General features: G+C 50.9%; 16 protein-coding genes. 4 read left to right on the top strand and 12 right to left on the bottom strand.

From position 1 onward, the window contains the following. Positions 1-149: 149 nt before the first annotated feature. From ACOQPU_RS21540 to ACOQPU_RS21530, 3 genes are all read left to right on the top strand, one after another. Entirely contained in the window at positions 150-1,655 is a 1,506-nt protein-coding gene (locus ACOQPU_RS21540; RefSeq protein ID WP_420641897.1) for a glycosyltransferase family 39 protein, read from the top strand. A 120-nt stretch (positions 1,656-1,775) separates the two neighbouring features. After that, positions 1,776-2,189: an iron-sulfur cluster insertion protein ErpA gene (erpA, locus tag ACOQPU_RS21535; RefSeq protein ID WP_420641896.1), complete on the top strand. Its 414-nt coding sequence runs from the start codon at positions 1,776-1,778 to the stop codon at positions 2,187-2,189. Between the two features lie 93 nt (positions 2,190-2,282). Then, a complete protein-coding gene (locus tag ACOQPU_RS21530) occupies positions 2,283-2,654 on the top strand; it encodes a DUF2203 domain-containing protein (protein WP_420641895.1) in 372 nt (123 codons plus the stop codon). Positions 2,655-2,725: 71 nt separating this feature from the next. Here the strand turns inward: ACOQPU_RS21530 and ACOQPU_RS21525 are convergent, their stop codons facing one another. The 8 genes from ACOQPU_RS21525 to rplU all read right to left on the bottom strand — a co-directional run bounded on the left by ACOQPU_RS21525 (position 2,726) and on the right by rplU (position 8,830). Next, positions 2,726-4,012 carry a citrate synthase gene (locus ACOQPU_RS21525; protein WP_420641894.1) on the bottom strand — a complete coding sequence of 429 codons (1,287 nt, stop codon included), beginning with the start codon at positions 4,010-4,012 and terminating at the stop codon, positions 2,726-2,728. 244 nt (positions 4,013-4,256) lie between these two features. After that, positions 4,257-5,912, bottom strand: coding sequence for a CCA tRNA nucleotidyltransferase (locus ACOQPU_RS21520; RefSeq protein WP_420641893.1), 1,656 nt, complete (start codon positions 5,910-5,912; stop codon positions 4,257-4,259). Beyond that, positions 5,902-6,372, bottom strand: coding sequence for a putative immunity protein (locus tag ACOQPU_RS21515; protein ID WP_420641892.1), 471 nt, complete (start codon positions 6,370-6,372; stop codon positions 5,902-5,904). The genes ACOQPU_RS21520 and ACOQPU_RS21515 overlap by 11 nt, the downstream gene beginning before the upstream one ends. 55 nt (positions 6,373-6,427) lie before the next feature. Next, positions 6,428-7,003, bottom strand: coding sequence for a hypoxanthine phosphoribosyltransferase (gene hpt, locus ACOQPU_RS21510; protein WP_420641891.1), 576 nt, complete (start codon positions 7,001-7,003; stop codon positions 6,428-6,430). A 24-nt stretch (positions 7,004-7,027) separates the two neighbouring features. Next, positions 7,028-7,618 (bottom strand): thymidine kinase, encoded by a 591-nt coding sequence (locus ACOQPU_RS21505; RefSeq protein ID WP_420641890.1) that lies wholly within the window; start codon positions 7,616-7,618, stop codon positions 7,028-7,030. A 159-nt stretch (positions 7,619-7,777) separates the two neighbouring features. Continuing rightward, positions 7,778-8,224: a 50S ribosomal protein L31 gene (gene rpmE, locus ACOQPU_RS21500; protein WP_420641889.1), complete on the bottom strand. Its 447-nt coding sequence runs from the start codon at positions 8,222-8,224 to the stop codon at positions 7,778-7,780. A gap of 16 nt (positions 8,225-8,240) precedes the next feature. Beyond that, on the bottom strand, positions 8,241-8,498 hold the full coding sequence (gene rpmA / locus ACOQPU_RS21495; protein WP_420641888.1) for a 50S ribosomal protein L27: 258 nt from the start codon (positions 8,496-8,498) through the stop codon (positions 8,241-8,243). A 17-nt stretch (positions 8,499-8,515) separates the two neighbouring features. Further along, a complete protein-coding gene (rplU, locus tag ACOQPU_RS21490; protein WP_420641887.1) occupies positions 8,516-8,830 on the bottom strand; it encodes a 50S ribosomal protein L21 in 315 nt (104 codons plus the stop codon). 58 nt (positions 8,831-8,888) lie between these two features. On the opposite strand from rplU, the gene ACOQPU_RS21485 reads away from it, so the two are divergent. Then, the gene (locus ACOQPU_RS21485; RefSeq protein WP_420645861.1) at positions 8,889-9,755 is read left to right on the top strand and encodes a nucleotidyltransferase domain-containing protein; all 867 of its coding nucleotides are present in this window, start codon (positions 8,889-8,891) and stop codon (positions 9,753-9,755) included. On the opposite strand, the gene ACOQPU_RS21480 is transcribed toward ACOQPU_RS21485, so the two are convergent. From ACOQPU_RS21480 to ACOQPU_RS21465, 4 genes are all read right to left on the bottom strand, one after another. Continuing rightward, on the bottom strand, positions 9,745-11,289 hold the full coding sequence (locus ACOQPU_RS21480; protein ID WP_420641886.1) for a choice-of-anchor Q domain-containing protein: 1,545 nt from the start codon (positions 11,287-11,289) through the stop codon (positions 9,745-9,747). The genes ACOQPU_RS21485 and ACOQPU_RS21480 overlap by 11 nt on opposite strands. 63 nt (positions 11,290-11,352) lie before the next feature. Beyond that, a complete protein-coding gene (locus ACOQPU_RS21475) occupies positions 11,353-11,973 on the bottom strand; it encodes a LysE family translocator (RefSeq protein ID WP_420641885.1) in 621 nt (206 codons plus the stop codon). 65 nt (positions 11,974-12,038) lie between these two features. Next, complete coding sequence (locus ACOQPU_RS21470; RefSeq protein WP_420641884.1) at positions 12,039-12,311, bottom strand: DUF4242 domain-containing protein; 273 nt, start codon at positions 12,309-12,311, stop codon at positions 12,039-12,041. Between the two features lie 123 nt (positions 12,312-12,434). After that, positions 12,435-12,953 carry a hypothetical protein gene (locus ACOQPU_RS21465; RefSeq protein ID WP_420641883.1) on the bottom strand — a complete coding sequence of 173 codons (519 nt, stop codon included), beginning with the start codon at positions 12,951-12,953 and terminating at the stop codon, positions 12,435-12,437. Positions 12,954-12,967 lie beyond the last annotated feature (14 nt).

The following is a 12,967-nucleotide window of genomic DNA, read 5'->3' as shown; positions in this document are numbered from 1 at the left end:
AAAATATCGTGAACCATCTCCTTGGGATTGTGAAAATTGTATCATGCCCACAATCTGCCGACAAAGCACATACTAAACAAAAAGTGCCGCAAATTTTTGTGTACGTTAGAATTGAAAACTGTCATCAATTCATGATCAGGACAATTTTTGTGACTATTTCAACAGGCAATTCAACATCTCGCCAAAAGACCCAATTTGGTTGGTTTATCTTCGTTCTTACCGCGCTGGCTATTTTGGTGCGGCTGTGGGGCATTGGCGAGCATAGCTACTGGTTTGACGAAGCGCGTGAGGTGGTGCGCTCCCTCACGCCTTGGCCCGATGTGCTGTTTGTCACGGATGGCGCGGATCCCCCAGTGTATCGCTTGTTGCTGTTTCCAATTGCCCAGCTTACCGTAAACGAATTTTGGCTTCGCCTACCTTCGGCACTGTTTAGCGGCGGGGCTGTTTACTTATCGTACGCCTGGCTGGCCAGGCAAAAGTTGCCTACCGTAGGGTTGATAACAGCACTATTCATGGCTGTCTCCTCTGTGCAAATTTATTATGCACAAGAGGTTAGCCAGTACAGCTTTGTGGTGTTTTTGGCACTGCTGCTGCTCGCTTCCTTTGATCAGGTTGGTCGTCGTGGCACTGTTCGTGATTGGATTGTTCTAACGGCCGTCATCATCGTCTCGCTTTATTCATATTATGGCCTAGCCTGGTTGCTGCCCGTCCTGGATTTGCATTTATTGTGGCGTCTTTGGCAGAGAAAGGAGCGGGTTCAGTACGGCCGTTTCCTCATTACACATCTCATCATTGGTCTTAGCATTGCACTGCTTTATTTCACACAGCTAGCCATCCACATGAATCGGTTCTCTACCAACAAAGGGTTAGAGCCGCTCTTTGTCAATCCAGGCTGGCTGGCTAGCATACAGCAATTCGACACTCAATTTCTGGATGGCTTCATCTCCTTCTTCACCTTTCCATTCAGCAGCTTACCTTGGCGATGGATGCCGCTATTCTTTCTGCTGGTAACGGCCGTTGGCTCAATCCACCTGTGCCGCAACAACCAGAAAACCTGCCACCTGACAGTCTACTTTTGGGGAGCCGTCTTGATCTTGTTCTTCGTCCGGTTTATTGGCATCTACCCCATCGGGCAGCGGTATGCGTTGGCTGTGCTTCCCCTGTTTTTCATGCTGATGGCTGCAGGGGTCGATTATCTGAGGAAGTGGCCTGTGATAGCCTACGCTTTGGGAATTCTGCTGGTTGGTGTCCAGCTCTTTTTTTGGCCCCAGTTAGCCCAACTGAACCCCTGGCTGAGCCTGCCGCGTGAATCGCTGCGGCCAGCAGTGGCATATTTGAACGAGCAAGCCCAACCAGATGATGTTGTGTATGTTTATTACGGTGCAGGGCCAGCGTATAAAGTTTACCAAGGCAACTCTCCGCTAGAGACCATCTACGGCACCTGGTTCCGCAACTTGCCCACACCAGAAAAAGTGTCCGAAATTCATCAGGCAGTTAACGACGCGCCTCGCTTTTGGCTGGCTATGTCGCACATTTACCAGCGGGAGGATGAAGAGCTTGTTCAAGCCTTGGCAGAAGCCAGCCCCGGCTACATCGTTGTGGACCAATATGAAGCAGAAAATGCGGCCGTTTTCCTCTTCGTCCGTGCCCCATAATCTTGAAAGATTTGCCAGCTTGCTATTTGATAAGAAATTGTTGATATAAATTGACACGAGTCCGGTTGCTTGCTAGAATGCGGAGGCAATAATCAAACAAACAAACTAAGGAAAGGAATTATGGACCTTCTTGAACAAACGAACGTAGATGTAGAAACAATTAATCTGACAGACGCAGCTGTTAACACCGTAAAGAACCTCCTGGTTCAAAAGGAAGTACCGAACCACGGGCTTCGCGTGTTTGTTTCTGGCGGCGGCTGCTCTGGGATGCAGTACGGCATGGCATTAGAAGCGGAACCACGCCCTTACGACCACGTCATTGAAAAAGGTGGCGTCAAAGTTTTCATTGACCCTACCAGCATGATGTACTTGAACGAGGCCACGATTGATTATGAAGACAGCATCATGGGTGGCGGCTTTAAGATTGACAATCCCAATGCAGTTTCTAGCTGCGGCTGCGGCACTTCTTTCAAGACTGCTGGAAGCCAGGAAGCTGCTACCGGTGCTGGCGGAGGTTGTGGTAGCTGTGGCTAAACGCCGCATTCCTTTCACCGTTTGCTAGATTTTTCGGCGGGGCGTGTTGTGCGCCCCGCTTTTTTTGTAACAATTTGCCTAAACAAATTCCAGATGAAATATTTTACTGTTGAAGAAGCCAACGCCTTGTTACCTACCCTTGAACCGCTCATGGAGAAGCTGCTCACTAGACGTGCGCGAGCTTCACGGTTAGCCAAACAATTGGGTCATCTTCTTAGCGATTACCGCAGCAATATTGGTAGTGCTGAGCTTTCAACGCTGACGCAAGACTTTGTGGCCATTGAGCGGATGATTAACCAGATTCAGACGCATGGCGTGTTGCTTAAAGATGTGAATGCAGGTTTGCTAGATTTTTTGTCTGAGCGAAACGGCCGTGACGTTTACCTCTGCTGGAAATACGGTGAAGATAAAGTTGAGTATTTCCACGAATTGCACACCGGATTTTCCGGACGGCAGCAAGTGTAAAACAAAAAAGACGGCCGTTTGCGGGAAACGGCCGTCTCATTCTTTACCAATTACTGTTTACTGCAAGCTAACTACCGGTCTGCCATCGGCACAAAATCCCGTTCACCCTCACCCAAATAAATCTGGCGGGGCCGAGCAATCTTCTGCTCGGAATCCTCCAGCATTTCTACCCACTGTGCCAGCCAACCAATTGTACGTGGAATCGCAAACAGTACCGGGAACATAGCAATTGGGAAGCGCATCGCCTGGTAAATAATACCAGAGTAAAAATCGACATTGGGGTACAGATTTCGCTGCACAAAGAAATCATCCTCCAGCGCAATCCGCTCCAGCTCTAAAGCGATGGCCAGCAGGGGATTTTTGCCTGTTACTTCAAATACCTCATCAGCAACCTGCTTGATGATTCGCGCCCGGGGATCGTAATTTTTGTACACCCGGTGGCCAAAGCCCATCAACAGCCGCTCACGATTCTTCACCCCTTTGATGAATTCAGGCACGTTTTTCACATCCCCAATTTCCATGAGCATTCGCAGCACAGCTTCATTAGCACCGCCATGCAGTGGCCCATACAATGCTGCGGCCGCACCGGCCATTGCCGTGTACGGGTCTGTGTGGCTAGAGCCAATAACGCGCATGGTAGCCGTGCCGCAATTTTGCTCATGGTCGGCGTGTAGAATAAACAAAACGTCCAGTGCACGTTCTAAAACCGGGTCTGGCTTATATTTCACTTCCGTCATCTTGTCTAACATACTGAGGAAGTTGCCCGTGTAGCTCAGATCATTGTCGGGGTAAACGTAGGGCAAGCCCCGGCTATGACGGTAAGAGAACGCAGCAACGGTTGGTAATTTGGCAATGAGCCGATGAATCTGCTTGGTACGAATCCACGGATCAGAAATGTTGCGCCCTTCCGGGTAGTAAGTGGACATTGCCGCCAAAGTGGCAATGAACATGCCCATCGGGTGGGCATCATGACGGAACGCCTTCATGAGCTGGGTGATGTTCTCATGGACGAAGGTGTGGTGCACAATAACATGTTCCCATTCGTCATACTGTTCTTTGGTGGGTAGCTCACCGTAGAGGATGAGATAGGCGACTTCAAGATAATTTGATTTTTCGGCCAATTGTTCAATGGGATAGCCTCGGTAGCGCAAAATGCCCTTATCGCCATCAATGTAGGTAATGGTGCTTTTGGTTGAGGCCGTGTTTTTGAAAGCCGGATCATAACTCATCATCCCAAAGTCATCCTCGTTCACTTTGATTTGGCGTAGGTGCATCGCTTGAATAGTGTCATGCTCCACGGGAATTTCATAAGTTCGGCCAGTCCGATTATCGGTAATAGTTAGGGTGTCTTTTGACATGATTGCCTCCGAATCATAGTTTGTGGGTAAATATCAGGTTCTGGAAGAGCTATGCGACTTCAAGCTGTTTCTGAACGCTTTTTTGTTCCATTGCAAGAAATCACATTATTGTGTAAATCTACTTTTGATGAGCGTAAGTGGATTTACACATAAGTATATCTTTTTTTAGCGAACTCTACACAGTTAGATGGCCAATTTTCATAAACGTTACTTATCTAAAAACGGAGTTAAGCCCATGCTTGGGCTAATCGTGGCAATTTCGGGCAAATTCTATGGCGGCAACGGCCGTATCCACCTCACCCGCTGCCTGTGCCTCCTGAATCAAACGCAGGAGCCGCCCCACCTCCGGGCCAGGTTCTAACTGTAACGCTTCCATGAGGGTACGGCCGTCTACCAGCGGTGGTGGTGCTACTGTCTCTTCATGTCGTTCAAAATAATGGTGGCACAATCCTGACACGACGCGCAGCAACGCTTGCCACTGTGCATTTGGCCCCGTGCCGCTGTAGGTTGCCAGGTGGTCAGCCAGGGAAAGCAGCGCAATGTTTACGCCAGACGCACCGGTTGCCCGAAAAAAGCGAAAAACAGCACGCCGCGACAGCTTGCCACCGCTGTTGGCCAAATGCAGCGGGCGCATATGCCCAGCCACAATTTTCTTCACGTGGCCAATGACCTCATTGCTAAACGTGAGGCGGCGCAAGATGCGGCCAGCTAAATCAGCTCCAGCTTTTTCATGTCCCAGAAAACGTATTCGCCCATCTGCTTCGATGGTTTGGGTTTGGGCTTTGCCAACATCATGGAAGAGCGCACCAAGACGCAGAAGCGTACGGCCGTTCACCCCACCATCCACTTCTTCTTGCCACATCGCCTGAATTTGCGGCGCGTACGGCTCCAGGATTTCTTTTACCGCAGAGTGTACGGAAGATTCAGAGGTTTTCCTCTCATTTCTCTGTGAACCCTGTGGCTCAATAATTTCTTCTACCATGATGAGCCAGCGCAGCACGGTGAGGGTATGGGCAAAAACTGGTTCGTGATGAGGAGCAGATTGCTCTACAGTGCTCAAGGCCATCATGTCTGGCAAAATTTCGGCCAGCAAGCCCAGGGTTGCTAAATCAGCCACGGCACGGTGGGGCACGGCCGTTTCCAGCAGCTTCACCAACTCGTCCCGAATGCGCTCAGCAGAGATTTGGTGGAGGTGAGAAGCAGCAGCGCGAACGGCCGTTTCTGTTTCTGGCGCGAGGCGAAAACCCAAACTGTGTGCCAGCCGCACTGCCCGCAGGCTGCGCACCGGATCATCCAACAGGCTGCGCGTATGAATGATGCGCACAATCCCTTCAGCTAAATCGGCCTTCCCCCCATACAGATCGATGAGCCCAGATGTGGTTTCGGCCGTTGCAGGCAACGCCATCGCGTTAATCGTCAAATCACGGTCCCGCAGATCGGTCGCCAAATCCGGGCCGCGAAAGCGCGCAAAGTCGAGGCTGGTGTTTACTTCGGGCAACATCACCCGCCCCGTGTCTCGCTCCCGATCCAGCACGTAGGCAGGCACGCCTAGCGCGTCTGCTACCTGAAACGCCAGCTTGATGGCGTTGGCAGGCACCACAAAGTCTAAATCATGACTGACACGCCCCAACAGCGCATCCCGTACCGCCCCACCGACCAGGTAGACGGGTTGAGATTGCGTTTGCAGCAACGGCCGTAACTGCGCCAGTAGCGGCGACAGCAGCAATGGTTCTCCAGATGGATCATCCACAAAACGCAGCGTAAATCGCTCTTTTGGGCGACTGTGCCGCGCCATCTGCTGGGCAGCCTCTGGCGATTCCCCAACACCGGTCACTTGGGTGTTATAAAGGGCCACCCAGCGGCCTGCATATGGGGATAAATCTGGTTGATTACTGCTCATAAAATTTTCTCAATAACGCTTTAATCCCCTCTGCTAACTGTTGTCGTTGCCATTCACGCTCTTTCTCAACTAACAAATCTTTATCGTCTTGTATGGACAATGCTTTTATAGCCATAATGACATAGAGTGCGGCATTTGGGGCATGGTCAGCCATATGTGCAGTTCCAGCAGCATGGCCTGCTGCGCGTGCAATAAATTGAGCAGGTTCAAGCTCAGCCTCTCGCGCAGATGCGTGTGAATTAATTGCTGCAGCCCTTGCTTCTCCAACAGGAATCTCGCCACGAGACCAAGCTCGCGCAGCCTCAACAGCTTTTCGCGGTCGGTCGTCTTCAGGATATTCGTTGGTAAATAATGAAAGTGCGTGCTCAACACAATCTGCTGCCCAAATAGCAAGCAAACGATGGTTTGTTAAGCTAAGCGAGCCACCGAGATGTTCGGCCTTGAAGCGTTTGTCTCTCATACAAATCTTAAAAATTGAAAAGATTAGGATTTATGTATATGTCAGATGACTTCAATCACAAATTCAAGTGGGCGAAAACTTCTGGCTTGAGCACGGCAATGAACGGGAAGTTGCGGTACAGTTCGTCAAAGTCCAGGCCATAGCCCACGACAAATTCATCGGGAATATCAAAGCCAATGTAATCAACGGCAACATCAACCTCGCGGCGGGAGGGCTTGTTGAGAAGCGTACAAATTTTGAGCGAGGCGGGCTGCCGCGCCAATAAATTTTGGCGCAGATAGCTCAGTGTGTGACCGCTGTCGATAATATCTTCTACAATGAGTACATTGCGCCCAGCCAATGGCTGCTTCAAATCCATGATGATTTGTACCGCACCCCGGCTAGTTGTGCCGCCACCGTAGCTGGAAATGCCCATAAAGTCGAGATGGTGCGGCCGTTTCAAGGCACGGCTTAAATCAGATAAGAAAATGTAACCACCCTTTAGCACACAAATCAGCAGCAGGTCCTCATCTTCTGCGTAATCCGCCTCAATGGCTGCGGCAATGGCTGCAACGCGCTGCTGTAACTGCTCCTCAGAAATCAAAATATGGTCGATATCCTGGTATAAATCTTGGTGATTCTGGCTCATCATGATTCTCTCCTCCCGTGGAGTGGGCTAATGGCTTCCGTTGCGGGCGGGCAAAACCTGGTGGCATTCACGACAGCGCGCTTCATACACTTCTGCAGCCCCCACAAGCACCACCGGATCGTCAAAGGCGGCAGGCTGCCCATCAATGAGGCGTTGTGTACGGCTGGCATCCTCGCCACAGGATACGCAAATGGCGTGCAGTTTGCTGACTTGTTCGGCACGAGCCAGCAGGTCGGGCATGGGGCCAAACGGTACGCCACGAAAATCCATATCCAGCCCAGCGCAAATCACACGACGGCCGTCTTCCACTAGCTGTTCACAAATGTCGATAACGACCGTATCAAAAAATTGCACCTCATCAATGGCCACTACTGTTGTGTCCGCATCCAGCGTTTCCAAAATCGTTTGGGATGAAGCCACGGGGAGTGCTTCAAAATCGGCCCCGTTGTGTGAGGTCACCTTTTCAGCATGGTAGCGATTGTCAATGATGGGCTTAAACACTTGAATTTGCTGGCGGGCAATTTGGGCACGGCGCAGGCGACGAATCAGTTCCTCCGTTTTACCGCTAAACATGCTGCCACAAATGACCTCAATGCGGCCTTTGGAATGTTTGGACATTTTTCCTCCTTTCATAAGTTGCTGGTTGTTAGTTTTTCGTCGCTTATGATTATTGCCAACAACTAGCCACCTGCAACCAATTATTAACCCCCAAAATACGAAAGGGCAGATACGAATTCGCATCTGCCCTTTTATCTTTTTAATCGTTCCCGACCGAATTTAGTCGATGAGCCCTTCGGAGCGAAGGAAGCGCTTGATGTCAATGAGTGCCTTCTGGCCAATGCCGGGCAATGCCAGCAGCGCATCCTCACCCTGGTTTAGCAGTTCGAGGACATCGCCAACGGTGGTCAGTTCGGCTTCCTTCAACGCTTTGGTCGCACGGGTGCCTAAATCCATGCCATCTACTTCCAGATTCACGGGTTTGGCCGTTTCCTTGACTTCTTCTTCCTGCTTGACCATTTCCTGGCGCCTCTGCAAACGACGCATGAAGCGGTCTACTTGCCCTTCGGTGTCTACCAGACGCTGAGTGCCGGTGTAGAAGGGATGCGTGCCAGACCAGATTTCCACGCGGATTTCCGGTTGGGTGGAGCCAACAGTCATGACGACTTCGCCATCAACCACAACTTTGGCGTCGGGATACCATTTTGGATGAATATCTTGTTTCATGTTACCAACGCCTTCCTTAGCTTTCGATGGGATACACGCTAACGTATTTACGGCCGTGTTTCGTCTCGAAAGTTACTTTTCCTTCAATCATGGCAAAGATAGTGTGATCTTTGCCGATACCAACATCAGTACCCGGTTTAATTTTAGTGCCACGTTGCCGGACAATGATATTACCGGGGATCACATACTCGCCACCATATTTTTTTACGCCAAGCCGCTTAGAATTGCTATCACGGCCGTTTTTCGTTGAACCTGCACCTTTCTTATGTGCCATGTCACTCGCTCCTTGTACTAACCTGCGACGATCTCGTCAATCCGCAGCCGGGTGTAGCTCTGCCGATGACCCTGACGCCGACGATACCGTTTCTTGGGCTTATATTTCCATACAAAAATCTTTTCACCACGATACTGTTCTACAACAGTTGCTTTGACAGATGCACCTGCCACGTTTGGTTGACCAACTGTTACCTCATCGCCATTCGCCAGGAGCAAGACATTTTCTAGTTCAATCTGCTCACCGACTTCAAAAGGCAGCTTTTCGACGGAGAAGCTGTGCCCTTCTTCGGCGCGGTATTGCCGGCCACCACTTTCTACAATTGCGTACACGTTGTGCCTCCAAAAAAAACCAGCACCTAAATGGTAGATGCCGGCATGAAAATTTGTAATTTGCCGGAGCAGTGGTAGAAACTCCGACACGAACGGAAATTATAGCCGCCCACTGGGTGGTTGTCAAAGCGGAAATCAGGTTAGCGAAATGAATGAACTGATACAAACTTATGCGGCCGAAACGGCCGTTCTCCTCCAAAAAATACACGTAACGCTGGAACAAGACGGCCGTATCGTGGCAGCCTGGCTCTTTGGCTCCAAAGGGCGTGGCGAGGAGGATGCTTTAAGCGATATTGATCTGTGGGTGATTGTGGAGGATGCGGCTTATGAAGCCATCGTCGCAGAGAAGAGGGCGTTTGTTGAGAGGGTAGGTACGGCCGTCCTATTTCTGGAAGCATCCCACAACGCCCCGCCAAACGGAGTGTATCTCGCCGTCCAGCTTGATGCCCCAACAGCCCCACACCATGTGGATTGGTATTGGCAGCCCCGCGCTGCGGCCGTTCGTCCACCCGATACTACGCTACTTTTTGACAAGGCTGGCATTCCAAAAGTGGCTGAACCCATAAAGTTTCCTGGTGGTGAGCTTGATCCGAATTTAATCAATCAGCCCATGCACTTCATCAGCTATTTTTGGATGATGCTGATGGTTTCTGCCAAGCAAATTTGGCGGCAGCCGGATGATGAGGGCATTCCCTATCTGCCCTATTTCATTGGGGATTTTCACAAAACCCAACAGCTGCTTCAGCTTCCCCTAACTCATCAGGAATCGGTCGTCTTGCCCACAAAGGCCTCTAAATTTGCCTTCCTCACTCAGCTTGCGGACGAAATGCAGGCAATGATGACTCAACTAGACGCGCAAGGAACGGCCGTACCCCAAGAAATTGTGCCGGGAGCTTATCACTTTCTAAAAATGGTTAGCGATTAATCAGCGGTAAATAGAGCTTGGCGGGCAAAAAGTCAGCCAGATTGATTTCGTCGAAACCAATATCGAAGCCACCGTTTAACGGCCGTATCTCGCCATCAAAATCAGTCAGCACACCTAAATCGGTTCCCGCATCAATTGCGGCTGAGCCAACATCTAAATGGTAGCTGTCGCGGAAGTGCGGATTATCTGTTAAGCTGTTTGCGCCACCAGAAACGGTTCCTTGTGTATTCACACCATTGCCAAAAAAGAGATTGTAATCTTGGCTCACTAGGCCGCTGGTTTGGCTAATGCCAATGGCGTGGCTGACAATAATCGTATTCGTGATGCCTACTGTGCCGCTCATCACCTCGACGGCCGCGCCTACGTCGTTTGTGGCCTGATTATCGGCGAAGAGACTGTTGGTGAAACGGCTGTCCTTATCAAAACCCTGGTATACGCCACCACCCTCGACTGCCATATTCCCTAAAAATTGAGTGCGGTCAATTGTGATTGCGCCAAAGCCGTAAAGTCCGCCACCTTGATTTAGGCTTTGGTTGTTCTCAATTAGGCTGTTCGTTAGCGTCACTGCGCCCAGCATATAGATGCCGCCACCTCTACTTGCGGCCGTGTTGCTGAGAAATTGCGTACTGTGCAGCGTGGCAAAATCTTGACCAAACAGCCCCCCGCCCGTGCCCACAATCGTCTGGTTATTTTGGAACAGCCCATTGGTGATGGTTAGCACACCAGGCGCCGAGGCACCACCGCCCTGATTTTGCGCTGTGTTGCTCAGAAACTGGGTATTTTGCAGGGTGGTCTGGCTAAAGCTAAACAAGCCACCCCCATTGGACAAACTTTGATTGCCCTGAAAAAGCCCATCGGTCATGTGCAATTCGCCCAAAACATACACGCCGCCGCCGCTTAGCCAAGAACTGTTGTCCACAAACTGTGTGTCTGTCATCGTCGTCACACCGCCGCTAAAGATTGCACCCCCTGCGCCGCTGGTGCTGTGATTGTTCTGAAACAAGCTATCCAAAACCGTTAGACCACCGGTTACATAGACCCCACCTCCATGACTTTGCGCCGTACTGCTCAAAACCTTCACGTTGCTCAAGGTCAAGCCAGTGCCACCGCTCCGCACGCCGCCGCCCCGGCCGTCGGCGTCGGTAGCGCTGCCCTGCTGAATGGTGAGATCGGTGAGGGTTACGGCCGTCAGCCCAATTTCAAACACACGATGCAAATTCTGCCCATCAATGATAAACAGATCTGTACCTGAACCTTGAATCGTTAAGGTGTCTGTAATGGTGGGGAGGGGGCTAAGGAGAGTGAGTGTGCCAACGGCCGTAATCTCAATCAGATCGTCACCTGCGCTGGCATTGGCATCCAAAATCGCCTGCCGCAGCGAACCCGCGCCGCTGTCATTGGTATTGCTCACGGTGAAAGTTGTAAACGGCCGTGCCCGAACCGGCTCTAAATGAACCAGCAGGCCATATAAAATGAGCAGAGCAATAAGCACAACAAAAGCAAGAATTGAAAATCGCGAATAAGTTTTTGACATCAGGTTGCGTACCTTTTCAGGCAGACAGGCCCGGCCCAGTGAGGACTTAGGACTCAATTCTCTCTACCAGAAATTGAATGTTAGCCCAACAGCGTAACCAAGCCTTAAGCCAAAGCCAATCAGCACCAAGCCACAAACCCAGGAAACAGATAAGGCGACTTTGGTTGTAAGGCGAGTCTGCCAAAAACTGGCAAAAACAGATACAAACAACGACACAACCGCACAACCAGCAAAGAATCCGAGCAGAAAAGTCGTGCTCTCTAACCCCGGTTCCTGAGCCACTCGGCTCCCAATTGAAAGCCAAAAAACGATAGCCAGCGGATTAGCCAGAGAGAGCGTCGCGCCCGTCCAAAAGGCATGGCGAGAAGGAGCTGTCTGTGCGCCAACTTCGCCCGCCTGATTAACCAGTCCACGCCAGTCGCGGATCGCATTGACGCCTAGATAAAAGAGAACGGTCGTGCCAAACACACCTATCGCCAACTGAAGCGATTCCCCCTGCAAAAGCAGCCCCGCACCCAACAGCGCTAAAAGCGCATACACGATCCGGCCTACAGAGGAGCCTATTTGCACAGCCAGGGAATCCATAAAGCCGCCTTTCACACCGCGTCGAATCGTTTCTATATTTACCGGCCCAGGTGCCGCTGCGTAGACGACTCCCATCAATAAACCCAAGAAGATCTGCATGGTCATTCCTTTATTACATTGTTTCTTGTTCGCTAATCAAGCTGGTGCTTGGTACCTTTGTAGGACTAAAGTAGAAAGTAGGGATCAAGGATGCGTACCTCCGTGATGCGGTCTACTGGCAGCTTGCTGCGCCGGGCGGCGCGGCGAATGGCTTCGGGTGAGGGCGCATCGCAAATGTAGAAGGCTTTGCGCCGGTTCGGGGTAACGTAGGAGTGAAGCCACGTCACCCCGTCCAGCTCATTATTGCTCACTACATTCAGGCAAAACTGTGCCCCCGCTTCATCGATGGAAAGTGTAAGTCCGTCGGGGAAGGTTTGTTCAACAAGGTAGCGGGGCATCAGCATCGCCTTCTAAGTACAAACAAATATGATTCGCTGGATGTAGCTACAGTTTCTTACTGCGCTCCAGTGGCGCGGAAAGAATCCGCGGCGACGCATCCGACAAAACTTGCTGGTTTGTACTTAGCCAACAACTTCGATATACCTACCGCCTGTTATCGAATCTTGATCTTTGGGGATGAGCCAGGCGTCATCAACACTGGCATACACTTTGGCAAAGATGAAGCAGGCACCGCCGGTTGAACCAGACCCGGCTTTGCAGCTGATGGTTAGGGAATCTGTGTCGCCAATGCCCAGGTAATTATCAACGGCACGGGGGAAGATGTACATTTCATCAACCTGTGTGCCAGGCGTCAACTTGGGTGATGATTTGGACAAGCCGCTGCGGGCGACGTACGGTTCATCGGGCACAATCAGTTTGAAGACGGTTTCATCTTGCGCCGAGACCCACCAGACGATGTTTTTTAAGGGAATGCCTCCATTAGCCGCGCTGGCATTCGCTGCATTGAGCTTGAGGCTAAACCCTTCACCGGGATTGATAGTCGTGCCTGCGGAAAGCAGGTTGGTTACGGTGATGGTCACGTTTGAATCTACGTAATTCAAAACGGCCGTACGGATATCTTCTAAATTATCGATACTCATGGTTTTACTCCTTT

This window comes from Candidatus Leptofilum sp. (genome assembly GCF_965223285.1).
GTDB lineage: Bacteria > Chloroflexota > Anaerolineae > Promineifilales > Promineifilaceae > Leptofilum.
Note: the sequence above shows the minus strand (reverse complement) of the source record. Positions and strands in the feature narration are given on the sequence as shown.

Bases quoted from the DNA above. Each gene is read 5' to 3' on its own strand.
- erpA (WP_420641896.1), top strand. From the start codon at position 1,776: ATGGACCTTCTTGAACAAACGAACGTAGATGTAGAAACAATTAATCTG.
- ACOQPU_RS21530 (WP_420641895.1), top strand. From the start codon at position 2,283: ATGAAATATTTTACTGTTGAAGAAGCCAACGCCTTGTTACCTACCCTT.
- ACOQPU_RS21525 (WP_420641894.1), bottom strand. From the start codon at position 4,012: ATGTCAAAAGACACCCTAACTATTACCGATAATCGGACTGGCCGAACT.
- ACOQPU_RS21520 (WP_420641893.1), bottom strand. From the start codon at position 5,912: ATGAGCAGTAATCAACCAGATTTATCCCCATATGCAGGCCGCTGGGTG.
- ACOQPU_RS21515 (WP_420641892.1), bottom strand. From the start codon at position 6,372: ATGAGAGACAAACGCTTCAAGGCCGAACATCTCGGTGGCTCGCTTAGC.
- hpt (WP_420641891.1), bottom strand. From the start codon at position 7,003: ATGATGAGCCAGAATCACCAAGATTTATACCAGGATATCGACCATATT.
- ACOQPU_RS21505 (WP_420641890.1), bottom strand. From the start codon at position 7,618: ATGTCCAAACATTCCAAAGGCCGCATTGAGGTCATTTGTGGCAGCATG.
- rpmE (WP_420641889.1), bottom strand. From the start codon at position 8,224: ATGAAACAAGATATTCATCCAAAATGGTATCCCGACGCCAAAGTTGTG.
- rpmA (WP_420641888.1), bottom strand. From the start codon at position 8,498: ATGGCACATAAGAAAGGTGCAGGTTCAACGAAAAACGGCCGTGATAGC.
- ACOQPU_RS21480 (WP_420641886.1), bottom strand. From the start codon at position 11,289: ATGTCAAAAACTTATTCGCGATTTTCAATTCTTGCTTTTGTTGTGCTT.
- ACOQPU_RS21475 (WP_420641885.1), bottom strand. From the start codon at position 11,973: ATGCAGATCTTCTTGGGTTTATTGATGGGAGTCGTCTACGCAGCGGCA.
- ACOQPU_RS21470 (WP_420641884.1), bottom strand. From the start codon at position 12,311: ATGCCCCGCTACCTTGTTGAACAAACCTTCCCCGACGGACTTACACTT.
- ACOQPU_RS21465 (WP_420641883.1), bottom strand. From the start codon at position 12,953: ATGAGTATCGATAATTTAGAAGATATCCGTACGGCCGTTTTGAATTAC.